18 protein-coding genes and 1 other RNA gene are annotated in these 25,026 nt (G+C 50.9%); 14 read left to right on the top strand and 5 right to left on the bottom strand.

The genetic code is table 11. The features are described from left to right. Positions 1-38: 38 nt before the first annotated feature. Positions 39-1,301 carry a transcription termination factor Rho gene (gene rho / locus ACO0LD_RS24355; protein ID WP_110257254.1) on the bottom strand — a complete coding sequence of 421 codons (1,263 nt, stop codon included), beginning with the start codon at positions 1,299-1,301 and terminating at the stop codon, positions 39-41. A 244-nt stretch (positions 1,302-1,545) separates the two neighbouring features. Then, the gene (gene trxA, locus ACO0LD_RS24350; RefSeq protein WP_423010786.1) at positions 1,546-1,872 is read right to left on the bottom strand and encodes a thioredoxin TrxA; all 327 of its coding nucleotides are present in this window, start codon (positions 1,870-1,872) and stop codon (positions 1,546-1,548) included. A 277-nt stretch (positions 1,873-2,149) separates the two neighbouring features. On the opposite strand from trxA, the gene ACO0LD_RS24345 reads away from it, so the two are divergent. The 8 genes from ACO0LD_RS24345 to ACO0LD_RS24310 all read left to right on the top strand — a co-directional run bounded on the left by ACO0LD_RS24345 (position 2,150) and on the right by ACO0LD_RS24310 (position 11,268). Continuing rightward, entirely contained in the window at positions 2,150-4,900 is a 2,751-nt protein-coding gene (locus ACO0LD_RS24345) for a PD-(D/E)XK nuclease family protein (RefSeq protein ID WP_423010784.1), read from the top strand. Then, a complete protein-coding gene (locus ACO0LD_RS24340) occupies positions 4,900-8,217 on the top strand; it encodes a UvrD-helicase domain-containing protein (protein WP_423010782.1) in 3,318 nt (1,105 codons plus the stop codon). Before ACO0LD_RS24345 ends, ACO0LD_RS24340 begins: the two co-directional genes overlap by 1 nt. Before the next feature lie 103 nt (positions 8,218-8,320). Beyond that, a complete protein-coding gene (locus ACO0LD_RS24335; protein ID WP_423010780.1) occupies positions 8,321-8,542 on the top strand; it encodes a DUF904 domain-containing protein in 222 nt (73 codons plus the stop codon). Then, a complete protein-coding gene (locus tag ACO0LD_RS24330) occupies positions 8,539-8,865 on the top strand; it encodes a cell division protein ZapA (RefSeq protein WP_423010778.1) in 327 nt (108 codons plus the stop codon). The genes ACO0LD_RS24335 and ACO0LD_RS24330 overlap by 4 nt, the downstream gene beginning before the upstream one ends. A gap of 67 nt (positions 8,866-8,932) precedes the next feature. Beyond that, a non-coding RNA gene (ssrS, locus tag ACO0LD_RS24325) (6S RNA) lies at positions 8,933-9,113 on the top strand. Between the two features lie 147 nt (positions 9,114-9,260). Further along, positions 9,261-9,722, top strand: a complete 462-nt coding sequence (locus tag ACO0LD_RS24320) for an EVE domain-containing protein (RefSeq protein WP_423010776.1) — start codon at positions 9,261-9,263, stop codon at positions 9,720-9,722. Further along, the gene (gene ybiB, locus ACO0LD_RS24315) at positions 9,719-10,720 is read left to right on the top strand and encodes a DNA-binding protein YbiB (RefSeq protein WP_423010774.1); all 1,002 of its coding nucleotides are present in this window, start codon (positions 9,719-9,721) and stop codon (positions 10,718-10,720) included. The genes ACO0LD_RS24320 and ybiB overlap by 4 nt, the downstream gene beginning before the upstream one ends. Positions 10,721-10,734: 14 nt before the next feature. Further along, the gene (locus ACO0LD_RS24310; protein ID WP_423010772.1) at positions 10,735-11,268 is read left to right on the top strand and encodes a hypothetical protein; all 534 of its coding nucleotides are present in this window, start codon (positions 10,735-10,737) and stop codon (positions 11,266-11,268) included. A gap of 368 nt (positions 11,269-11,636) precedes the next feature. On the opposite strand, the gene ACO0LD_RS24305 is transcribed toward ACO0LD_RS24310, so the two are convergent. The 3 genes from ACO0LD_RS24305 to ACO0LD_RS24295 form a co-directional block, all read right to left on the bottom strand. Further along, a complete protein-coding gene (locus ACO0LD_RS24305; RefSeq protein ID WP_423010770.1) occupies positions 11,637-13,907 on the bottom strand; it encodes a TonB-dependent receptor in 2,271 nt (756 codons plus the stop codon). Positions 13,908-14,547: 640 nt separating this feature from the next. Then, positions 14,548-15,414, bottom strand: a complete 867-nt coding sequence (locus ACO0LD_RS24300; protein WP_423010768.1) for an SDR family oxidoreductase — start codon at positions 15,412-15,414, stop codon at positions 14,548-14,550. Positions 15,415-15,477: 63 nt separating this feature from the next. Beyond that, positions 15,478-16,137 (bottom strand): O-methyltransferase, encoded by a 660-nt coding sequence (locus ACO0LD_RS24295; RefSeq protein ID WP_423010766.1) that lies wholly within the window; start codon positions 16,135-16,137, stop codon positions 15,478-15,480. Between the two features lie 413 nt (positions 16,138-16,550). Here ACO0LD_RS24295 and ACO0LD_RS24290 point away from each other — a divergent pair, with 413 nt between their 5' ends. The 6 genes from ACO0LD_RS24290 (at position 16,551) to rpoD (ending at position 24,901) form a co-directional block, all read left to right on the top strand. Further along, a complete protein-coding gene (locus ACO0LD_RS24290; RefSeq protein WP_423010764.1) occupies positions 16,551-17,177 on the top strand; it encodes a TetR family transcriptional regulator in 627 nt (208 codons plus the stop codon). Positions 17,178-17,366: 189 nt separating this feature from the next. Further along, positions 17,367-18,566 (top strand): NAD(P)/FAD-dependent oxidoreductase, encoded by a 1,200-nt coding sequence (locus ACO0LD_RS24285; protein ID WP_423010762.1) that lies wholly within the window; start codon positions 17,367-17,369, stop codon positions 18,564-18,566. A gap of 284 nt (positions 18,567-18,850) precedes the next feature. Further along, on the top strand, positions 18,851-19,063 hold the full coding sequence (gene rpsU / locus ACO0LD_RS24280; RefSeq protein ID WP_005877634.1) for a 30S ribosomal protein S21: 213 nt from the start codon (positions 18,851-18,853) through the stop codon (positions 19,061-19,063). Between the two features lie 219 nt (positions 19,064-19,282). Further along, a complete protein-coding gene (locus tag ACO0LD_RS24275) occupies positions 19,283-19,729 on the top strand; it encodes a GatB/YqeY domain-containing protein (RefSeq protein ID WP_423010760.1) in 447 nt (148 codons plus the stop codon). A gap of 43 nt (positions 19,730-19,772) precedes the next feature. Next, entirely contained in the window at positions 19,773-21,566 is a 1,794-nt protein-coding gene (gene dnaG / locus ACO0LD_RS24270; RefSeq protein WP_423010758.1) for a DNA primase, read from the top strand. Between the two features lie 575 nt (positions 21,567-22,141). Continuing rightward, positions 22,142-24,901, top strand: coding sequence for an RNA polymerase sigma factor RpoD (gene rpoD / locus ACO0LD_RS24265; RefSeq protein WP_423010756.1), 2,760 nt, complete (start codon positions 22,142-22,144; stop codon positions 24,899-24,901). The last annotated feature ends 125 nt before the right edge of the window (positions 24,902-25,026 follow it).

Here is a 25,026-nt window from a genome sequence, read left to right as displayed (position 1 = left end):
AGTGACGGCTTTTTTAGCCTGAAAACAGGGTCGGAAACTTATCCGCCTCGACGCATCATTTCAAAAAACTCTGCATTGTTTTTCGTGGCTTTCATCTTGTCGAGGATGAACTCCATCGCTTCGATCTCATCCATGCTATACAGCAATTTGCGCAAGATCCAGATCTTCTGCAACTGATCCGGCTTGATCAGCAATTCTTCACGACGGGTACCGGATTTGTTCAGGTTGATGGCTGGGTAGACGCGTTTTTCAGCAAGGCGGCGTTCCAGATGAACTTCCATATTGCCTGTGCCTTTGAATTCTTCATAGATCACGTCATCCATGCGGCTGCCGGTTTCGATCAGGGCTGTCGCGATGATGGTCAGTGAGCCGCCTTCTTCAACATTACGTGCTGCACCGAAGAAGCGTTTTGGGCGTTGCAGGGCGTTTGCATCCACACCACCAGTCAATACCTTGCCAGAAGCAGGGATGACGGTATTGTAGGCACGTGCCAGACGGGTGATGGAATCCAGCAGGATGACCACGTCTTTTTTCATTTCAACCAGGCGCTTGGCTTTTTCCAACACCATTTCAGCAACTTGTACGTGACGGGTGGCGGGTTCATCGAAAGTCGATGCGACCACTTCACCGCGTACTGAACGCTGCATCTCTGTTACTTCTTCCGGACGTTCATCGATCAGTAAAACGATGAGGGTAACGTCAGGGTGATTGGTGGTAATCGCGTGTGCCACGTGTTGCAGCATGACGGACTTACCGGATTTTGGCGACGCTACCAGCAAGCCACGTTGACCACGGCCAATAGGGGCGATCATGTCGATGATGCGGCCTGTGGTATTTTCCTCACCGCGCATCTCGCGTTCCAAGGTCAATACCTTGTTCGGGTGCAGCGGCGTCAGGTTTTCAAACAGGATGCGGTGCTTGGAGGCTTCTGGCGATTCGCCATTGACCTTGTCCACCTTCACCAATGCAAAATAACGTTCACCGTCTTTTGGTGTACGCACTTCACCTTCGATGGAATCGCCAGTATGCAGATTGAAACGGCGGATTTGCGAAGGAGAGATATAGATGTCATCAGTCGAGGCCATGTAGCTGGCATCTGGCGAGCGCAGGAAGCCAAAGCCGTCAGGCAATACTTCAAGGGCGCCATCGCCAAAAATTTGTTCGCCTGATTTTGCACGTTTTTTGAGGATCGCGAACATCAATTCCTGCTTGCGCATACGCGCAGCGTTATCGATATCGAGTCCTATGGCCATTTCCAATAAAGCGGATACGTGTAAGGCCTTTAGTTCAGATAGATGCATGGTGAGTGTCCCGGGATGGGATTATGGGGTGGGGGAGTGAGCAGAGGAACTACGGATTAAACAGGATAGAAAGAATTTCTGTCTTGGTTTCGTTTTATTTAATATTATTACTTAACTCTGGTCTGAATTTGCATGCGGCAGTTGAGGGTTATCAACCGGGGCAGCTGTCTCTTCATTTTCTCTACTTTAAGGCTGTCAACAATCTTGTTGTTGGCAGCCTTAAGTTTCAGACCGCAATAATACCTTAAATATTACTGTCAATGAAAGAGGTTAATTGGCCTTTTGCCAATGCACCTACTTTTTGTGCTGCAGCAGTACCGTCTTTGAACAAGATCAGGGTAGGGATGCCACGGATACCAAACTTGGCAGGAATTGCCTGGTTTGCATCTACGTCCATCTTGGCTACGATGATTTTGCCATTATATTCTTTGGCAACTTCTTCCAGTATAGGAGCGATCATTTTGCAAGGACCACACCATTCGGCCCAGAAATCGACCAATACAGGTACGTTAGATTTTAATACGTCTGCTTCGAATGAAGCATCGCTTACATATTTGATGTTTTCGCTCATGGAATCCTCAACGAGAGGGAAAAATTAAGGGGGTAACAGCGCCACTGAATGTCGGTATTTTGGGACAGCGCCGCATTCTGATTTGAATCTGGGGGTGATAGTCACGAATTCAATGGTGTTGAATAGTGCTGCACCGTGACTAAAGCAAAATGAGTCAGGCGTGGTTAGCTATGCGGTAGATAATAACCTATTTTTTAGAAAAGTGTCATGCTTGAGCCTAAAATGCCAGGGCTGTCGCATAGTATACTTGCTCTACTGGCAAAACCACCTATCCTTGATGCTACATAATCCCCTACTGATACCCGCTGGCCCTCTATTCTGGCAACAGGCTGCACAGGCGTTTTTGCGTGCAGCCAGGGAGCAAGGCTGGGGCCGTGAGCAAGAGCGCGATTTTTCTGCGGTACGGGTTATTGTCCCGACCTATCAGCACGCTCATCTCTTATTAAGAGCATTGGGTACTGTATTGCAGGGCAATTTCATCCCGCCGCGCATACAAACCCTGTTTGCCTTGCTGGAAATGCAGGCACCGGATGCTGCGCTGCAAAATAATATTGGCGGAGATTCCAGCGAAAGATTGATGGGGCTGTATGCTGAATTACGGCAACATCCCTGGTTAAAGAAATTATTTGGCGCACGCCGTAATACTGACTTATTGCCACTGGCGCAGACCCTGCTGACGCTATCAGATGAATTGACGGCTGTCTTATTACCAACCGTAGGCAAGGATAAAAGCAAGCTGGAAAAAGACTGGCAAGCGGCACTGGCGCAATTGCCCGCGCCTGCACAAGCCTTATTGTCCGAGGAAACGCAACTGGTATGGTCAGTCTGGCAGAGTCAGCTGGATGGCAATGACCCGCAGGTAAAACGCTATGCCCAGTTACTACAAATTGCAGCACAGGCCAGTGAGCCTTTGTTATGGATAGCGCCAACCTTGCCTAACCCCATGGAAAATGCATTTTTGCAAGCCTGGGCCAAAAAACAGAGCGTATTGCAAATCAGCCTGGATTGGCGTGCGCACACCTTGCCGCAGCCGTATTACCACGCCTGGCCGGGTTTGCAGGATACCGGCAGCCAGCATCAGCAAGCCCTGACTGAATATGTAGAGACATCCCATATACGCCTGTGCCGCGCCACTTCGCTGGAAGATGAGGCCGTACAGGGTGCACAAACCATCATCAACTGGCTGCAGGCAGGCAAGCAAAGCGTGGCCGTCGTGGCGCAAGACCGTGTTGTGTCCCGCCGCATACGCGCTTTGCTGGAACGTGCACAGATCATGGTTGCTGATGAAACCGGCTGGAAGCTGTCCACCACCCGCGCTGCGGCAGCCATCGCCGCCTGGCTGGAAGTGGTGACCACGCGGGCCGATACCATGGCCTTGCTGGATTTCTTGAAATCACCTTATCTGCTGTGGAAAGACCCGGATAATACTGAACCTGAGCAAGATGCCATTGCCGCCAAGGCTGATCTGGTCATGCGCATAGAGCTGGTCTTGCGCCGTGCCAATGTGCTGGGGGGCTGGGAATCAGTATTGGCCGCGCTGGATGCGGGCAAGGATACCGGGCCAGCCAGCCGCTGGATCAGGTCCATGTCCAGGCAGGCGGGCAACTTCACCGGCAGGCGCAGTCTGTCTGAATGGAGTGCACTGAGCCTGCAGGTGTTCTTTGACCTCTCCATGTTCAATGCCTTCCAGGCTGACCCGGCTGGGGCGCAAATCATACAGTTGCTACAGAAATTGCAGCTTGCCTGCCAGGATTTGAAAACCCCATTTGCCTTTGCTGAATGGCGTGCCCTGATGAACCTGCAACTGGAGAGTACGGCATTTGTGTTCGCGCATACCGACAAGCGCGTGGTCATGTTGCCGCTGAATGGTGCTCGCCTGCGCCCCTTTGATGCGGTGTTATTGGTGGGAGCGGATGCTTCCCACCTGCCATCGCAAGCCAGCGAGATTTTATTTTTCGCGAATGCAGTCAGGCGTGAATGTGGACTGGAAACCCGCGAATCGCGCCAGCAACAGCAATTGCGCGACTTTGCCGAGCTATTGCTGAGTAATACGGATATTGTTTTATCCTGGCAGGGCAGCCTGAATGGCGAACACAATCCCGTCAGCCCCTGGCTGGAGCAACTGGGTTTGACACTGGAGCGTACCCAACAAGGCGTGCTGGACAGTCATCCCCTTGATTTGCCAGCCAGGACCATGCAAGTCAGCGCTCAGCATATGCCCACTCCCTCTGCCGCTGCGTTGTTGCCAGCAACTTTATCTGCCAGTGCATATACCAGCCTGGTGGTATGCCCCTACCAGTTTTTTGCCGGACGCATGCTGGGTTTGAGTGCCCTGGATGAACTGTCTGACATGCCGGAAAAGCGTGATTATGGTGACTGGTTGCATGCCATCCTCAAGCGTTACCATGAAGAATTGAAAGCTGTTCAAGTCAATCAGCCTGGCGTGGATAAAGAAGCCCTGTTGCGCAATATCTCCGCTGATTTTTTTGCCGATGTCTTGCAAAAGAGCCCGGCGGCACTAGCTTATAGCGTGCGCTGGGATAAAGTCATCCCCGCCTATGTCACCTGGATGCAGGCGCATGAAGAAGCTGGCTGGCAGTTTGACATGGGTGAAATCAAGAATGAAAAGACGCTGGAATGGCAGGGTGGCCAGATCATGCTGAAAGGTCGCATAGACCGCATAGACAGAAATGTGAATGGTGAAGTGGCGGTACTCGATTATAAAACCAAAAACCTGAATGACTTGCGCAGGAGACTCAAGGAAGGTGAAGATCATCAACTGCCGTTTTATGGCTTGCTGACAGATTTGCCTGTCAATTCAGGCAGTTATGTGGCGCTGGAACTGAGTCAGGGCAAGGCTGGTGACGTAGCTGCCGACGATTTTGATCGCTGGGTTTCAGAACTGGCACTGGCGATTAAAACCAGCATGTCCGCTATACAGAAAGGTGCTAGCTTGCCAGCCCATGGTGTGGAAGCAAATTGCCAGTATTGTGAAATGCGCGGTCTGTGTCGCAAGGGGGCATGGTGATGACCGAAGCCCTTCAATACTCTCAGGCTTATGAAGTCAATGGCCAGGCTGTCAGCCATGCCCACTTTACGGCAACTGCCTGTGACCCGCGTCATAGCGTTGTCGTCGAGGCTTGTGCTGGTAGTGGCAAGACCTGGTTGCTGGTGTCGCGCATGTTGCGCCTCTTGCTGGCAGGGGCTGAACCGGCAGAATTATTGGCGATTACCTTTACTCGCAAGGCTGCGCAGGAAATGCGTGAGCGCCTCATGGATTTGCTGCATGAACTGGCATTGGCAGATATCGCTCATGTGCGGCAATTGCTGACTGAGCGCGGCATTGCCGAGACTGACTTGCAGAATGTTATTCCGCTGGCACGTGGCTTGTACGAAAAGGTCTTGTCCAGCCCGCAGTCATTATCACTGGACACCTTTCATAGCTGGTTTGGCCGCCTGATACAACTGGCACCGCTGGCATCTGGCGTGCCGCATGGCTTTACTTTAGTGGAAGCCAGCGGAGACATACAGCGCGAAGCCTATGGCCAGCTCATGCAAATGCTGGCGCAGGAAGAGCATGTAGACATCAAGGAGGCACTGCTATTCCTGTATCAGGAAATTGGTGACTTCAACGCACGCGAAATGCTGGAAGCCTTCCTCGACAAACGGGCAGAGTGGTGGGCCAGCAACCAGCAAATTGAACTGGGTGGCCCGCTGGACTGGTTGCGTGAATTATGCGGCGCAGACCTGTATCAAGATGCCAGATTGAGCATCTGGGAAGATGCCCAGCTATATCAGCGCATTGCCCACATCGCCCTGGTATTGGGCCAGGGTTCAAAGAGTAACCAGACCAATGCCAGCAAGATAGAGCAGGGCCTGACGGATGGCCCCAGCCTGGATGCCTTTGCCATGATTTGCGATGGTTTCATTAATGGTCAGGGCAATATCCGCTCACACAATGTCAAGGTCAAGGCACTGATCGCCTCCATAGAAAAACACCTGGGCCTGGACCAGATCAATGCCTTTGAAGATGAATGTGAAGCGATAGTACAGGCGCTGGATCAACTGCAAAAACGCAGCGCAGAAAAAATGGTCATGCAAGTCAATGAAGCCCTGTTTGCTGTTGGCACAGCCTATCTTGAATGCTACCAGAGCCTCAAAGCTGATCAGCGGGTATTTGATTTTTCTGACCTGGAATGGCAGGCATATAGACTGCTCAGTAATGAAGAATATGCCGCCTACCTGCATAGCCGCCTTGATGCACGTTACAAGCATATTTTGCTGGATGAATTCCAGGATACCAACCCCCTGCAATGGGGCATAGTGCAAGCCTGGCTGGAAGCTTATGGTGACGATGGTGCCAAGCCCAGTGTATTTGTAGTGGGCGACCCCAAGCAATCTATCTATCGTTTTCGTCGTGCCGAGCCCAGAGTCTTCACCGCCGCGCAAAATATGCTGGCAGCTCAGGGGGCAAAGGTTTTACGCACTAACCAGACACGCAGGAATGCACCAGCGATTGTTGATGTGCTCAATGTCAGTATGCATGGCAACCCGCTGTTTCATGCACAAACTACCGCTTCTGATGCAGATGGTGCGGTCTGGCGTTTGCCATTGATAGGTACGCTGGTGTCTGATAATTCAGGAGATGTAATCGAAGAAGAAGTTGCGCCTTCACGTTTTCCTCTGCGCAATCCACTGACGACCCCATTGGAAGAAGCAGAAAACCAGCAACGCTATGAAGAGGGCAGGCAAGTCGCGCAAGCCTTGCTGGGCATCCGTGCCGGGCAGGGAGCAGATAGTTTTCACTGGAGTGATGTGATGTTGCTGGTCAAGCGCCGCACGCATTTGTCTGCCTATGAAAAAGCCTTGCGTGAAGCAGGTATCCCCTTTGTGTCCAGTCGTCGTGGCGGTTTGCTGGATGCACTGGAAGTGCTGGATTTGATCGCACTATTAAATTTCCTGATGACGCCAGGTGACAACCGTGCGCTGGCGCATGTGTTAAAGTCACCCATCATGGCCGTCAGTGATGACGACTTGATTGCGCTGGCTATGCGAGATGAAGCGACTTGGTGGAAGCGTTTGCAGGCTTTGTGTTTAGCATCGAAGCAGGATGAGTCTTATCCAGTTCTGCAACGCGCTGCAAAACTGCTACAGCAATGGATGGAGGCTTCTTACTATTTGCCTGTGCATGATTTGCTCGACCGCATCCTGCATCAGGGCGAAGTCTTGCAGCGTTATGCGCAAGCGTCTTCGGGCGCGCAGCGTAGCCAGGTCATGGGCAATATCCATAGTTTTACTGAACTGGCCTTGAATCTGGATGCGGGACGTTATCCCAGTTTGCCAAAATTTATCGCTGCCCTGGGTGCCTTGCGCCGTGGTGGTGACAGTGATGCACCTGATGAATCTGCGGTGGATAGTGCGGCTGATGCTGTACGCATATTGACCATCCACAGCGCCAAGGGGCTGGAAGCAAAGATAGTCGTCATGCTGGACGCCAATCACAGTGAATCCATGAAAGACAGGATAGGTGTCCTGTGCCAGTGGCCTTTGCAAGCAGGGGAAGAGCGACATTTTTCTGTCTTCGGTAAAAAAGACCAGCGTGGCGCTGCACGCGACCGGTTTTTTGCGCAGGAGGAGGCCCAGGCCACGCAAGAAAACTGGAATCTGTTATATGTAGCCATCACACGTGCCAAGCAGATATTGATACTTAGTGGTGTGCAGAGTGGAAAAAAGCAGATTGTCCCTAGCTGGTATGGTTATCTGGATCATGTAGAAGAAAAATTGCCACATGGGGGTGATGTTGAAAATGAGGTAGAGCAGCATCAGTCATTTAGCATGGCGGTATTTGAGCCTCAGGCAATGCCCGCTGAGCAGTTGATCGTAGAAGCCAGCAGTGATGAGCAGTTGGAAGGCATAGCCCTGCATACCTTGATGGAGCGTTTGAGCAATAACGCAAAGACCTGGCCTGTTGCAGTCCCGGATGCAGAGACCATTGCGGCCTGGCTGCCTTGTTCCAGTACAGTGGCAGCAGTAATACGTAAACAAGCTGAGTGTATATTCAGTAATTCTGCATTGCAGAAGTTCTATGATACTGCTGCATATACATATGCACGCAATGAGATGGATGTGCTGGTTGATCAAAAATTATTGCGTCTGGACAGAGTTGTGGTTTTTTCGCATGAAGTCTGGGTGCTGGACTACAAGCGTCAGCTTTTGCCCGGTCAAGAGGCTGGCTATCGTCAGCAATTGCTGGCTTATGTAAACGCCTTAAAGCAGGTATTTTCTGATAAAACAGTTCATGCTGCACTTATTTTGAGCGATGGTAGCCTGATAGACATGCTCTGAGAGAAAATTTACTCGTATAATTAAAGATCGCATTAACGTCGCATTATTGACTACCCTATTGACTATCTTAATGAATGCGTTGCATACCCCCTTAAACTGAGACATGATGATTTCCGAATTCGAATTGCTTGCTGAAAAAGTGAAACAGCTTGCCGTGCTGGCGCATACCCTGCGCAGCGAAAATGCCAGGTTGCGCAATGATGTGACGTCATTGGTGACGCAAAACACTGACTTGCAGCAACGCATGCATCAGGCCCATGATCGTGTCTCCGCCTTGCTGGCACAGTTGCCGGCAGAAGTATTGAATGACAAGGAAGCGGCATGAGCGAAGTAAAAGTAATACAGGTCGATGTCAATATCATGGGCCAGAGCTACAAACTCAGTTGCCGTGAAGGTGAAGACCGTGCCCTGCGCGAAGCCGCAGCCTACCTTGATGGCAAAATGTCGGCTATACGCGATGCTGCCAAAGTCAAGGGTACTGACAGGATAGCTGTCATGGCTGCGCTGAGCATGACAACCGAGTTATTGGCAACCAAATCGCCCGAAGGTCCATTGTCCGGCTTATCTCTGGCAGAGGTGAAGCAAAAGATCCAGGAAATGCATGAAACCATGGATCAGGCTTTGACGCCGCAAGAAAAACTATTTTGATCAGCCATCTTATTATTTAATTTAATCAAAAAAACTAGCGACGCGCAGGCATTTCGGGGTACACTTTAGATCCCTGCCGTGTTCGCCAATGCCATATATTCCTTGAACCATTTATGTGCATAGGCCGTGGAAAATTGTTCGATGGGTGTGAGCGTCGCTAGTCCGATGAACCCGAAATTGAATTGACTGTGGCCAACTTGAACCGCTTAGGTTCAGGATGCCGGCATAGCGGCATCGGTGGGGACTTATTCTGAACGGCTGTCATTTTTATGACAGCCGTTTTTTTGTATCCAGTCAATCTGCCTTGCTTGTCTCGTGCTTGCCTTGCTTATGCAGACTGTGCCGCAGACACGTAAATGTGCGACAATTTCTTTTTGACTTTGCAGGTGTTCACCATGGCATATTGGTTGATGAAGTCTGAGCCGGATGAGATCAGTATTGACGATGTCCTGGCATTGCCCAGCATCCCCTGGTTTGGCGTGCGTAATTACCAGGCGCGTAATTTCATGCGTGATGGCATGCGGGTTGGTGACGGCGTGCTGTTTTACCATTCCAGTTGCGCTGAACCTGGCATTGCTGGCCTGGCGGAAGTAGCCAGCACAGCCTATCCCGATCACACTCAGTTTGAAAAGGACAGCAAATACTTTGATCCTAAAGCGACGCAAGAAACCCCACGCTGGATGATGGTGGATGTCAAGGCCAAGCGTAAAACCCGCTTGCTGAGCCTGGCAGAACTCAGGACTTATCCTGAACTGGCAGATATGACGGTATTGCAAAAAGGTAGCCGCCTCTCTATTACGCCAGTCAAGCCAGATGAGTGGCGCTTTATCCAAAAACTATTGAAGGATGCAGTTTGAAATTCTCTCCGTTCACCACAAGTCCTGCTACTGAATCGACCGAAGCTTTAGCCGCAGCCAAATTCATCAAGGAAATTGGTCGCGGTAAAGACGGCGCACGCAGCATGACGCAGGCAGACGCCGCGATACTATATGCAGCGATGCTGGCCGGGCGGGTCTCCGATCTGGAGCTTGGCGGTATCTTGCTGTCCATGCGCATCAAGGGTGAGTCTATAGAAGAAATTTCTGGTTTCTTGCAGGCGGCGCAGCCCTATATTTTGCCGCTGCAAGCACCTGCGGACAGTCTATATGCGCCAGTAGTCATCCCCACTTATAACGGCGCGCGCAAGAAAGCCAATTTGACGCCCTTGCTGGCGTTGCTGCTGGCACGGCGGGGTGTGCCTGTACTGGTACATGGCGTACGCACAGATGTCGGACGTGTCGCTACTGCGGAAATATTCCAGGCCCTGGGTTTGCCATTGGTAACAAGCGCGGAGCAGGTACAGGAGCAGATACAGCAAATGCAGCCAGCCTTTATGCCTATCGACGCTTTATCACCTGCGATGGCGCATTTGCTGAGTCTGCGCCGTATTCTGGGCGTACGTAATTCTACCCATACCCTGGTCAAGCTCTTGCAACCTTTTGTCGTACCCGCCTTGCGCCTGAGTTCTTATACCCACCCAGAATATCTATTGATGCTGCAAGACTATTTTTCACGCTGCGCACCGGCTGAAGCTGGGGATGTGTTCCTCATGCGCGGTACGGAAGGAGAGGCAGTTGCCAGTACTGGCCGGGCCCAGCAGATAGACTGGTTCCATGCAGGGCAGGGTACTACCCTGGTGCCCGCGCAGCAAGAGCCTTTGGCAGAAGTGCCAGCAGTGCCTGACAGCATCGATGCTGCTACAACAGCGACATGGATCAGCTCAGTGCTGGCTGGTGACGTCGCCGTGCCTGAAAATATTGCTGCACAAGTTGAACATTGCGTCAGCATCGCTCAGCGTTTGCGACAACAAAGCTAGGAACTATATTCGTCATGGAAGCCGATGTAGAAGAAATGAATCTCAGTGTGCGCGAAGATCCGCGTTTGCATAAGGTATTGGGTTTTCTTGGCGATATAGGCATCACAGTTATTGAGCGCGAACTGGAGCATGCAACGTTTTTGCCTGGCCTCGATTTGGGGCCTGGTTGCATTTATGTCGATTACGGCAAACTCAAATATCCTGGTGATATGGTGCATGAAGCGGGGCATCTGGCGGTGACGCCATCTGCCAATCGCGCACTCATTGGTACTGATCAGCAGGATAAGGACTGGCCGCCACAAGGTGAAGAAATCGCAGCTATTTTGTGGTCACTGGCTGTCGCCAGGGAACTCGATTTGCCGCTGGATTTTGTTTTTCATCCTAACGGTTACAAGGATGATGCCAACTGGCTGATAGAGACGTTCGAGTCGGGTAATTTCATCGGTTTGCCGTTCTTGGAATGGGCCGGTTTGAGTTTGGGGACGGTGCGGGCCGAGAAGGAGGGTAAGCCGGCGTTTCCCAAGATGTTGAGGTGGATGCGGGAGTAGCTTGGGTTTTATTGTGTTGGCCTGTGAAGTTGAGTGTTGAAGATGTAGATCATGATCTTGTATGCCCCGCACAATTAGTGAGTCTCTAAATTCGGGGTAATCTCATTAACGTCATTCCTGCGTGCTGTTGGCAGGAATCTAGCGGCGTTCTTAGTATGCCGAGAGGGCTATTCATTTCAGGCTCATGGTATTTTACGAACTAGATTTTTAAGCCTGCACACGTCATTTAATATTGCAGGCCTGTGGTAGACGGGTAGCTACATTGGCACACACCGTTCGCGAAAAAGTTGCGCCAGAAAGGCGTCCCAGGCTTCATGCCATAAAAAAACGCCGGATCACTCCGGCGTTTTTATCAGCTTGACCAACGATCAGAAGTTAGCCTTGAATTGCACGCCAAAGTTGCGTGGTTCGTTCAGGATACCTGTCAGGTTGTTGAAGTCGATCGCAGCGATGACTTGTTGCTTGTTGGTGATGTTGCGACCATAAGCAGCCAGTTCATATTTACCGTCAGACCACATGTAAGCCAGGCGCAAGCCGCCTTCCAGCAGGGACTTGGCTTTGTATTCCTTGGCTTCATACAAGAACATATTGTAAGTGTCTTTGTAGGACCAGTCTGTGCTGGCGTACAAAGTGCCTTCGCCGACTTGTGTGGAATAACGCAGCGAGAAGTTACCTACCCATTTAGGTGCGCGTGGCAGTGGGTTACCACCAATCAGCACAGTACCGGCAACAGGGCCAGCAGGGTTGGTGACTGTACAGCCGTTACCGCATGGTGCGACGAACAGTTTGCCGTCCCTGATTTCAGTATCGTTATAGCTGACACCTACTGTGGTTTTCCAGTTGCGGTTCAGGTTGGCTTGCAACTCCATTTCAAAGCCTTGACCAACGGCTTTGTCTGCATTCACCAGTTTGTTTTGGTTCACGCCGCCACTACCTGCGGTCAATTGCAGGTCTTTGGCTGTGTACTGGAATACAGTAGCGCTGATACGTGCTGTGTTATCCAGGATGTCTTTCTTGATACCAGCTTCGAAAGACAAGGTTTTTTCTGAGTTGGCGACGGAGATACTGTCACCAAACAGGACGCGGCCCTGGATACTTGGTGCGCGGTAGCCAGTAGCGATACGGGCGAACACGGATGTTGCTTTATCCAGTGTGTAGTTCGCGCCCAAATCCCAGCTGATGTTGGTGGCAGATGGATTGGCTCTGAGTACCGGTGTGCCTGGAGTGCCCAGTGCAGTACCTGGTGTCCAGGTGCGCTGTGCATCAAAGTCTTTTTTGTCGCTGGTGTAACGCAAGCCGCCACGCAGTTTGAACTGCTCGGTGACTGCATAGTTCACTGTACCAAAGGCTGCCCAGGATTTGGCGTTCTGATGTTGAACGGCATAGCCATCTTGCGGGTTACCCGGAGCAAAAGAATTGTAGTCAAAGCTGTCAACTTGCAAGTCTTCGCTGAAGTAATACAAGCCACCTATCCATTGCAAAGCATCTTTGGTATTGGATTCAACGCGGAACTCTTGCGTGATCTGCCTCAGGCGAGGCAGGCCATCGGCGGTTTCAGCCGGGAAGGGAATGAAGCCCGGGCCCATGGTCGGCATGAAGGACGCGCCATAACCACCGTCGACGTCTGCACGGCTATAGAATTTTGCCTTGTCATAGGCTGTGATGGAATGCAGGCTCATGCCTGGCATATCCCAGCGCAAACGCAGACTGCCGCCAGAAGATTGCAATTTTTGGCTGTTCAGACCATCGGTAGGGTAGCTGCCGTAGTCAAAGCCTGGCACCAGTTCATTCGTGCCTTTTTGTATGATATTGGCGCGGAACAGTGTGGCATTGCCAGTCATGTCGCGGCCATGCAAATTCACCAGTGCACTGAAGTCGCCGTTTTTATACGAGAATTGCAGGCGTGCTGCATTGTCGCGGTAACCTTCGAGGTTTTTCTCGCCAGTAGAACGTGGATTGGTGACACGGTCATCACGTGTTTGTGATTGTGCCGAGAAGCGCATTGCCCAGTCTGGATTCAACGGGACATTGATCGCACCTTCCAGGTTGATGGCCTTGTAGTTGCCGAAACCGATATTGCCATAGCCTTCAAAACGACGGGTAGGTTTGGCAGAATCAAACTTCAATACACCAGCAGGTGAGTTACGGCCAAACAATGTACCTTGCGGCCCACGCAGAATTTCTACCTGGTCTACGTCAAATACAGGGAAGCCTTTCAACATCGGGCTTTCTTGCACGACGTCGTCATACACCAGGCCAACTGGCTGGGATGCATTCAGATCGAAATCGGTATTACCCAGGCCGCGGATATAGAAGCGTGGGAAGGAACGGCCAAAGTCAGATTCGACGTTCAGGCTAGGTACCCGGGCTGCCAGAAAGCGAATATCCTGGCCGCTCGCATTGTAAGTATCTAATGCTTCACCCTTGATAGCAGAAATAGACATCGGTACTTCCTTGATGTTTTCTGCGCGGCGGTTAGCAGTAACGATAACGGTTTCCAATTGCGTACCGTCATTTTTGGCGGCAGGCTTGGCATCCTGAGCCCAGGCAGCTTGCATGGGGAAGGCAGCAGCAACCGCCAGGGCGATCACGCTCAGGCTGACTCCCTTGTGCAATTGCTGAGAAATAGTTTTGCGCATGTTAAATTCCCAAGTTGATGTTAATCGATGGTGTTCTGAAATGGTGCACTTGCACCATCCCTGAAATGGGGCGTAGCGAAATCGGGGGATTTCGCTACGAGCACCACCGCAAACGTTTGCGTAATCGTTTGCGTGGCGGCAAAACCGTTATCTCTCTAGCCCGCAAACAAGTCAAGAATTACTTAAAGTCAAATAAGGAAATGCGGTTTTTGCTGCAAGAATGTTGCTAATTTCAAACAGTAATGTTGCTGAGCGGAATTCTTGGTTTGCTGATTTTTATGCTTGAAAATGGGGCATTGAAAAAGCGCAGCCCGCCAAGTGGACTTGATACAAGCAGGAATTGCCATGAAAATTTTCATGACATATCAGGTATTTGAAAAAAACTGGTCTGCTCGCCTACACTGTTAAGTACCAATCGTCGTGTCGTCGAGAAATGACATCAGTAGGACTTACGCAAAACCGCCCCAGCTGCGTTGCCGCTCCCGCATTTAGCAAAATTCGGTACTAAAGTACTGTCTTCGTCGATGACGCCTTGCTGGGACAATTTTGCGTAAGTCCTAATCAGTTCAAAAAACCTTGGCAGCCTTACATGTCGGCATACCAAGGAAATATTGAAATTGTTGTTGAGTTACATGCGAGGTCAATCAGCGTAATAAGCAGCTTGATCCAGGTCTGTGAATAGAGACGGCCCTTCAGGTTTCCAGCCTAGCAGTTCTCTGGTCCGCAAACTGGAGGCTGCCATGTCAGCACTCGCCATTTTGGCGAACCAGCCAAAGTGATCCGCTTCCCGTGATTCAACTGGCAAGCCCAGGTGGCGGCCTATGATTTCGGCTATCGTTTTGAAGGGAATGCTCTCATCAGCGATTGCATGGTAGACCGATTCGGTCACCCCCTGTTCCAGCGCGAGGCGGTAGACGCACGCAGCATCTTGCCGGTGCACGCCAGACCAACAATTCTGGCCATCACCAAGATAAGCTGAGACACCCTTTTCCTTTGCCAGGCGTATCAGGAGCGGAACGAAACCATAATCGCCATGGCCGTGAACCGATGGCGCCAACCGGACTGTCGCTGCACGTATACCGCGTTTAGCCAGAGCCCGGGCGGTTGGTTCTGATTTGCGTGGTGAACCTGGATTGGGCAGATCCAGCTCGCTTGCACCGCGTGCCATTCCCAGCAGGCCCGAGGTCACGAGCAATGGACGGTCAGATCCTTCCAGAGCGCTTCCCAGCACCTCGATTACACGACGGTCTTGTTCGCAATTTTCGATGAATCTTGAAAAGTCATGATTGAAAGCGGTGTGAATGACGGCATCGGCTTGATCGGCAGCTGTGCGCAGTGCATCAAGATCTTCCAGCCTGGCGAGCAAGACTTTCGCGCCAGTTGCTGCGAGCGTTGCCGTTTTTTCAGCAGAGCGGGCAAGCCCGGTCACCAGGTGGCCTGCGTCTATCAGTTCTTGAACAACGGCAAAGCCTACCCAGCCAGTAGCTCCAGTGACAAATACGTGCATTTTATGTTTCCTTAAATTTATTGAATGTTTGTGTGAATGTTAGTGTGAATATTTAATGCGGATTCAGCCCAGCCACATTGATACCTCTACATCTCCGCCAAACGGCAGAGACAGATAGCCGCTACCGGGTGCTCGTATATGTGCCAGGTAATCTGGACTGTAGTCTGCGTTGTCAGCAACGATCAGCGCGCCGGGGCGCAAGCGGCTTTCAACCAGCTTTAGTACGTCGATATATAGTGCCTTGGCACCATCGAGTAGTAACAGGTCGACAGACTCGGGAAGATCAAGCGCCAGCGTCTTAAGTGCATCGCCTTCGCGTATCTCAACCAGATCAGCCAGGCCACCTTCGTCCAGATGTTTGCGTGCCTGTACCACCTTCGATGGTTCAAACTCACTGCTGATCAGGCGACCGCCGCCGTTATCCCGCAATGCTGCAGCCAGGTGCAGGGTGGAAATGCCGAATGAGGTGCCAAATTCAACAATGTGTCGTGCATTGCTGCTGCGCGCCAGCATGTAGAGCAGCACGCCAGTCTCGCGTGAGACTGGCAGCCAGAGGTCCTTCAGCAAACTGTAAAAATCCAGATATTCGGTCTTGCTGTGCATCAGGCGCTCGCGCTCTTCGTGGGAGATGCTGGCGATTACCGGGCTCGTCGCAGCTTCTGCTTGCCTGAACAGGCGTTCAAGCAAGACTGCCAGCGTGGTGGAATTAAGTGTTGTTGTCATGGATGTTTTCGATTCGAAATTAAGTGCCAGATGTGAGTGCCACCTGCCATGCAGATGGTTGCAAATAAAACGCGACTAATTCGTCGCATTGATGGAAAATGATACGGACAATTATTCGCGTTGGCTAATCGCATTGGACCTCGCGTTTTGCATAGGCCTGCGCTTTTGGGTAAGTCCTTGATTGCCCATGGAAATTCCCGCAACAGGCCAGTGCAACTGAGGTACTGAAGGGTATTTCATCAGATTAAAGCTCAGGTTTTGGCTCAGCGTAAAAATGTTTTCATTGCCATGTTTGCGGTGATTGCTACCTGATTGAGGGATGAACCAGCTTGAGTTAAGATGTGACGAATTCATCGTATTACGACAGCATGGATTAGCTGTTCCATTGTTTGCTTGCTACTGTTTATTTCACTATGACCGCTCGCCGTCGCCCCCAGGTTTCCACTCGCAAGCAACCACAACAGGTCCGCTCAACCGGACTGGTAACAGCAATCCTGCAGGCTGCTGTTCAGGTGTTGGCGCAAGAAGGGGTGACCAGGTTTACGACGGCGAGAGTGGCAGAGAAGGCCGGGGTCAGCATAGGTTCGGTTTATCAATATTTCCCGAACAAGGCAGCTATCCTGTTTCGGCTGCAGACCGACGAGTGGCAACAGACTACTGAGATGTTGCGTCGCATTCTTGAAGATGTCAGCAAGCCGCCACTTGAGCGCTTGCGCATACTGGTTCACGCTTTCATCCGCTCAGAATGTGAGGAGGCTGAAACGCGACTGGCGCTCAGTGATGCAGCACCTCTCTATCGCGATGCGCCCGAGGCTCAGGAGATACGGGCCTCAGCAGACCGGACTATTGACTTATTTATGGAAGAAGTGTTGCCTGAGGCGCCTGCGGTTACGCGCATACTTGCTGGCGACTTGATCACTACTACGCTGAGTTCGGTGGGCAGCAGTTTTTCCGGCACAAGCCGTACCCAGACAGAGATCAAAACCTATGCTGATGCTATGGCTGATATGTTCTGCGCTTACCTTAAAGATCTTCAGTAAAGTTGATTGCTTGATTGGGCAGAGAGTTTCTTGTTTGCCATTATGCCCCCGTCTATTTGTCTGGCAGAGATTTTCACTGATCTAAGTCTGATGCTTCAAGGATGGCGTCTTCCCCACAACTGCATTCAGATTCGCTTGCTGTGAGCTACAATCTCGCCTGAATTTTTGAAAGTACCGAAAGTAAATACCATGAGTAATCAATTTGATCTTGCCGTGATAGGCGCAGGCGCTGCCGGGATGATGTGTGCGGCAGTCGCAAGCCAGCGTGGCAAGCGCGTGGTATTGATCGATCATGCCACCCGTCTGGCAGAAAAAATCCGTATCTCGGGTGGCGGACGATGTAATTTTACCAACCTGCATGCAGGTCCGAACAATTTCCTTTCTGAGAACCCGCATTTTTGTAAAAGTGCCTTGTCGCGTTATACGCCGCAAGATTTTCTATCCCTGATGAAGCGTTACCATATTGCCTGGCATGAGAAGCATAAAGGGCAATTGTTTTGTGATGACAGTGCAGAGGACATCATTCGCATGCTCAAGGCTGAATGTGATGCTGGCAAGGTGGACTGGCGCATGGGATGCAAGGTCGATGATGTGCAAAGGCAGGAGTCGGATGGTTTTCTCTTGCAAACCAGCGTCGGTGTCATTCGCGCTGCGCAAGTGGTAATAGCCTGTGGTGGCTTGTCCATCCCAAAGATAGGCGCGACTGACTTTGCCCATAAAGTGGCGCGCCAGTTTGGCTTGAAAATCATAGAACCACGTCCTGCTCTCGTGCCTTTGACTTTCGATGCCAAGGCTTGGGAGCCTTTCGTGCCCTTGTCTGGCATTTCTCTGGAAGTGGATATTGAGACGGGTGAGAAAAAATCCCGCACAGTATTCCGTGAAGACTTGCTGTTCACCCACCGTGGCTTGTCTGGTCCGGCGGTATTGCAGATTTCCAGTTTTTGGGAATCGGGCAAGGCCATACGCATCAATCTCTTGCCAGATGTAGATGTGGCAGAAGACCTGGTCGGCAATAAATCGACAATAAAAAAGAATCTTGCAAATCATTTATCGCAATACCTGCCAGCGCGCTTGGTTGATGGCTTGCTGACGGCCCATGGTTTTGCGGGCGATGCCAGAGTGGCTGATATGCAGGACAAGCGCTTGCGCCTGCTGGGTGAGAAATTGAATAGATGGGAACTGATCCCGAATGGTTCTGAAGGTTACCGCAAGGCTGAAGTCACCCGTGGCGGTGTGGATACGCGTGAGTTGTCCCAGCAAAGCATGATGGCCAATAAAGTACCTGGCCTGTATTTTATCGGCGAGGCAGTCGATGTGACGGGCTGGCTGGGTGGCTATAATTTCCAGTGGGCCTGGGCCTCGGGTACAGCCGCTGGATTGGCGATATAAATTGTCGTAAGAGCAGTGTTGTAAGAGCGTTGTATTTTTGCCTGTTATAATACCCGGTAGCAGTATGTTGAATTGCATCTCGTTTTTTACTCTGTAATGAATGATATTCAGGCACATACCCCTGTAAATATCGAAATTTCCAGCTAAATGTGGGCGAGAATTTGATGATCTTGTTTTGCCTTGCGCAGGTTTTTGCGCAAGATTTAATCATCTTCCTTCCATTAATTTAATTTTCCTGTTAATATCTCGGTCTTCCTATAAATCTTTCCATGGTTTGAACTTACATGACCACAATTCGCCTTAAAGAAAACGAGCCGTTCGAAGTTGCCATGCGCCGCTTCAAGCGCACTATCGAAAAGACCGGTCTGTTGACCGAATTGCGCGCTCGCGAGTTCTACGAGAAGCCAACAGCAGAACGCAAACGCAAGTTGGCTGCAGCTGTTAAGCGTCACTACAAACGTATTCGTAGTCAGCAATTGCCTAAGAAGATGTACTAATCCAGCTATTGTGTCCGGCAATTTGTCGGGTGCATCGCGGGTAGTTCATTAAAGCTTAGGTTTGCATGCCCGCTCCGGTCAGCCGCAGCGGGCTTTGTTGTCTTTGTTGCCAGCATTGTATGCGTCAGATTGCGTGCGCCAATATTGAGGTGCGAGATCGATGTCAGATTTTCGTGCAAATTTGTGCGGAATTCATTTGAATAATTTCAGGGGTAAGCTATGGGTTTGAAAGAACAGATCACCGATGACATGAAGGCTGCCATGCGCGCCAAAGAAGCAATCAAGCTGGGTACCATCCGCTTGCTGACGGCTGCCATGAAGCAAAAAGAAGTAGATGAGCGCGTAGAGCTGGACGATGGCATGGTATTGGTCATCATAGAAAAAATGCTCAAGCAACGTAAAGATTCCATCACCCAGTTTGAAGCGGGTGGTCGCCAGGATCTGGCTGATATAGAAAAAGCTGAACTGGCAGTCTTGTCTGTCTACATGCCAGCCGCGATGTCGGATGAGGAGGTGCAGGCGGCCGTGGCTGCTGCCGTGGCAGAAACTGGTGCTGCGGGTCCGCAAGACATGCGTAAAGTAATTGATGTATTGAAGGCAAAGCTGGCTGGCCGTGCCGATATGGGCAAGGTCTCTGGTCTGGTCAAGGCGGCATTGTCCAAATAATTCGCCGTAGACTTTTGTTTTATCCTTTTGCTGGCGTCCTGCTTTGATACCACAAAGTTTTATACAGGATTTACTGGCCCGCGTTGACATTGTCGACGTGGTGGGTAAATACGTGCAGCTCAAAAAAGGTGGCGCAAACTACATGGGTTTGTGCCCCTTCCATAACGAAAAATCCCCAAGTTTTACCGTCAGCCCTACCAAGCAGTTTTATCATTGTTTTGGCTGTGGTGCGCATGGCAGTTCCATCGGCTTCCTGATGGAGTATTCTGGTCTCAGCTATGTTGATGCCATACGCGATCTGGCGCAAAACAATGGCATGATCGTGCCGGAAGAAGACCGGCTCTTGCCCGCGCAGCGCGCAGAAGTCACGGCAAAAAGCCTGGCCTTGTCAGAAGTCATGACCAAGGCAGGTGAATACTACAAGCAGCAATTGCGTACTGCGCCACAAGCCATCGCTTATTTGAAAAAACGTGGCTTGACTGGCGAAATAGCGGCGCGCTTTGGTCTTGGTTTTTCGCCAGATGCCTGGGATGGTTTGCGCAGCGTCTTCTCTGACTACAATGTGCCTGCCCTGGTCGAAGCCGGTTTGGTCATTGATAAAAGTGAAGAAGAGGGTGGTGGCCGCAAACGCTATGATCGCTTCCGCGACCGCGTCATGTTCCCGATCCGTAATACCAAGGGCCAGATCATTGGTTTTGGTGGACGTATCATGGAGCAGGGCGAGCCCAAATACCTGAACTCGCCAGAAACCCCGCTGTTCCAAAAAGGCCTGGAATTATATGGTCTGTTTGAGGCGCGCCAGGCTATCCGTGAAGCAGGTTATGTGCTTGTCACCGAGGGTTATATGGATGTGGTGGCGCTGGCGCAAATGGGTTTCCCGCAAGCAGTGGCAACTCTTGGTACGGCATGCACGCCTACCCATGTGCAAAAACTCTTGCGTCAGACTGACCATGTGATTTTCAGTTTTGATGGCGACAGTGCCGGGCGCCGCGCTGCCAGGCGTGCACTGGATGCCTGCCTGCCGCATGCCAATGATGACAAGGTTATCAAGTTCCTGTTCTTGCCCAAAGAGCATGACCCCGATAGTTATATCCGTGAATTTGGTACGGATGCCTTTGAGCAGGAAGTGCGCGATGCCATGCCGCTGTCGCAATTCTTCATGCGCGAAATGATAGGCGACAATGATTTGACGACAGCAGAAGGGCGCGCCCGTACCCAGTTTGATGCCAAGCCCTTGTTGCAGGCAATGGAATCGTCTGGCATGCGCTTGCAACTGGTGCGCAATCTGGCGCAGGTCACTCAAACCAGCCCGGCTGAGATTGAAACCATGTTTGAACTCAGTCAACCAGTGGCGCGCATCAAGCTGGCACCACCCAAGAGCAAGCGCAATGCGCCGGTCGGACTGGAACTGCAGATCATGCGCATCCTGGTCGCCCATCCTTCATTGGCGATGATGCTTGACGAAAGCGTGCTGGCAGATGCTGCCGCGCTGGCTCCCGATGGGGCCAATATGTTGCGCAGCCTGGTATTCACTGCGCAAAGCATGGGTGAAAATGCCCAGTTTGCTGCATTGGCTGAGCAATTGCGCTCCCTGGGTTCTGATTTTGATGCGCTGATCGCCGAGATGGCTGAACAGGCCGAAACAGATATCGATATTGTCAGATTGGAATTGGCCGGTGCTTTGCGCCAAATGCGGCACCAGGTGTTGAAGCTGGAGATGGAAGGCTTGGCAGCGCGTGGTTTGCGTGATCCAGAGGACATCGCCCGCTACCGCGAAATCACGCAATTGCAAGACCAGCTCAGGAAGCAGGCTGCTGCTGAGGCTGCGGCGCGTTAAATTAATGGCAATCCTTGTGCCGGGCTGCCTTATAAGGTGAGGTTGTCCTTTTGTTCATGGTTTGCCTGACCCTCGATTGATGGTGTGGGTTTGGGTACTCAGCCCTTGTTATTTCCCGTTTTGGCTATATTTCACATAATGAAAGCAGGATACTCGTCAAATTATTTGTATTTTACTAAATAATATGATGACTTTATTTTAAGTGAAGTTGGTTTTTTGCCTCTTTTTTCTTCAGTGTCTGCCTATTTTTTATCCACTTAGTTGATATATGCACAGTCTTTGACTGGAGTAAAGTACGTTCGCATGGTATAATTAAAGGCTTTCGATTCAAGGTCTTAGGTTGTTTCATTCTGGGCGAAGCTTTTTGCATTTGCACAGAATGTGTTGTTTAGGTGAGCGTAATGCTCCTCCGAGTAACCCAAAACACTGGCGCTGAGACTCGGGAAGTCTGCAACAAACCAGATTTTGCTCTGCGATGCCGATCAACAGATCTGCTGGCAGCGCATTTTCTTTTTTGTGATGTACCAACAGGCGACTTCCTCAGTTCCGGATGGTTTGATTCAATGGCTAGCGCAATGAAGAAACCCGCGAAAACCCTGAAGTCCACTACGGTAACAAAAGCCGTGGCAACCGCGCCCAAGAAAGCGCCCGCCACTGCGACGAGCACATCGGTAAAAACCGTTGCAAGTGCCGGTACCAAGGCAAAAACAGCTGCGCAAGCTGTTGCACGGAGTACGGGTAGTAAGGCCGTTAGCATAGATAAAACAGGCAAAACGGCGGAACAAAAAGGGGTTGCGAAAGACGTTAAAGCGCCTAAAGTGATAAAGGCATCACTTGCAGCCGAGACAGTCCAGGTGAAACAGGCAACAAGTAAAGCAATATTGAAAGCGGCAACAAAAGCCAAAGACAAGGATGCAGTATCCGCGTCTGCGACAAAAACGGCTGGTAAGGAAGTGAGCGGCAAGAATGCGACACCACCGGCAAAAAAAGGGAATCAGCCAGCAGAAGCGGCCGAATCCCAGCTCAGTGGAAAAACCAGGAGTGCATCTGCAGCCCGGCCAGAACCAGTATCCGTATCATCGAAAGCTTCTGTGACAATTAACAAAACCGATTCAAAGACAGTGACTAAGCCAACCAAGAATTCAGCGAAAGCTGCACCAGAGGTGCAGGAAATCAAAACCGGTTCTGCGCCTACCGTAAGCCAGACGACCGATGCTGCGGTGCTCGCCGCAATCGACACTTCCGGCTATGTATTGCCTGGGGTGAAGGTGCCTGGTCGCCGTGGTCGCAAGCCAAAAGAATACCAGCCTGAAAATGAAGAAATCGCGGCACTCAATGCAGTAGAGCGCGCCGAGATGAAAGCCATCGACAAGGCCAAGGCAAAAGACCGCAAAGCCAAAGAAAAGGCTTTGCTGAAAGATGCTTTCTCTTCTGATCCTGAAGCGACAGAAGAAGAACTCGAACGTCGCCGCCAGAAACTTAAAACCCTGATCAAACTGGGTAAGGATCGTGGCTACCTGACGTTCGCAGAAATTAACGATCACTTGCCAGAAAACGTTGTTGACCCTGAAGCCATCGAAGGCATCATCGGTACTTTCAACGACATGGGCGTGGCCGTCTACGAGCAGGCACCTGATGCTGAAACCCTGTTGTTGTCGGATAACGTCGTCACTGTCACGACCGATGATGATGAAGTTGAAGCTGCTGCTGAAGCTGCACTGTCCACAGTTGACTCCGATTTTGGTCGCACCACTGACCCAGTGCGCATGTATATGCGTGAAATGGGTTCGGTTGAGTTGCTGACGCGCGAAGGCGAAATCGTCATTGCGAAGAAAATCGAAGAAGGCCTGAAAGACATGATACAGGCGATCTCTGCCTGTCCAACCACGATTGCAGAAATCCTGGCTGCGGCTGAGCGTATCGCCGCTGATGAAATCAAGATTGATGAAATCGTCGATGGCCTGGTTGACCCGAATGCAGATGAACATGCTGCACCGGTAGCCGTCGTGGTGGTTGAAGAACCGTCTGAAGAAGACGAAGAAGAAGAGGAAGAAGAAGAGGAAGAAGAAGACGATGACGGCGGTGCCGCAGGCGCAGCTGCAATCTCTGCTGAACAACTCGAGCAATTGAAGCGTGACGCTTTGGCAAAATTCGAAATCATTTCGACGAATTTTGACAAGATGCGCAAGTCCTATGAAAAAGAGGGCTACAACTCCAAGACTTATGTCAAGGCACAGGAAGCGATTTCCGGTGAATTGCTGGGCATACGCTTTACTGCAAAAGTGGTTGAAAAACTGTGCGACACCCTGCGTGGCCAGGTTGACGAAGTGCGCCATGTAGAAAAGCAGATACTGGAAGTTGTGGTCAATCGTTGCGGTATGCCGCGCTCCCACTTCATCAAGGTATTCCCTGGCAATGAAACCAATCTGAGCTGGGTTGAAGGCGAAGTGAATTCCGGTCATTCCTACAGCGCTGTGTTGGGCCGTAACATCCCTTCAGTGCAACAGTTGCAGCAAAAACTGATCGACCTGCAGTCACGAGTCGTCTTGCCTTTGCCAGATCTGCGCAACATCAATAAAAAGATGTCTGCCGGTGAAATGAAGGCACGCAAAGCCAAGCGTGAAATGACCGAGGCCAACTTGCGTCTGGTGATTTCCATCGCCAAGAAATACACCAACCGTGGCTTGCAATTCCTGGATCTCATCCAGGAAGGTAATATCGGTTTGATGAAGGCCGTGGACAAGTTTGAATATCGTCGCGGTTATAAATTCTCGACCTATGCAACATGGTGGATACGCCAGGCCATTACCCGTTCTATCGCCGATCAGGCGCGCACTATTCGTATTCCTGTGCATATGATAGAAACGATTAATAAAATGAATCGTATCTCCCGTCAGATTTTGCAAGAGACAGGTGTAGAGCCTGATCCGGCAACGCTGGCGATCAAGATGGAAATGCCGGAAGATAAAATTCGCAAGATCATGAAGATTGCGAAAGAGCCGATTTCCATGGAAACACCGATAGGCGACGATGATGATTCTCATCTGGGCGACTTCATCGAAGACAATCACACGCTGGCACCGGCTGATGCTGCTCTGCACGCCTCCATGCGCAATGTGGTCAAGGATGTACTCGATTCCCTGACTCCGCGTGAAGCAAAAGTATTGCGCATGCGCTTTGGTGTAGAGATGTCGACCGACCATACTTTGGAAGAAGTTGGCAAGCAATTCGACGTGACCAGGGAGCGTATTCGTCAGATAGAAGCCAAGGCTTTGCGTAAATTACGTCATCCTTCACGTTCTGATAAGCTGAAGAGCTTCCTGGAAGGTAATTAATGTTGTACAATGGGCGTCGGTTTTTTCGGTGCCCATTCAATTGATATTGTGCTGAGTTGTATAGTATTTCGGCACAATATTTTGCAGGTGGCAGCATCGGGCTTTTCCTGCAAACCTGAAGTATT

The organism is Undibacterium sp. Ji83W (genome assembly GCF_049340385.1).
GTDB lineage: Bacteria > Pseudomonadota > Gammaproteobacteria > Burkholderiales > Burkholderiaceae_D > Undibacterium.
This window is presented reverse-complemented; position numbering and strand designations above follow the sequence as displayed.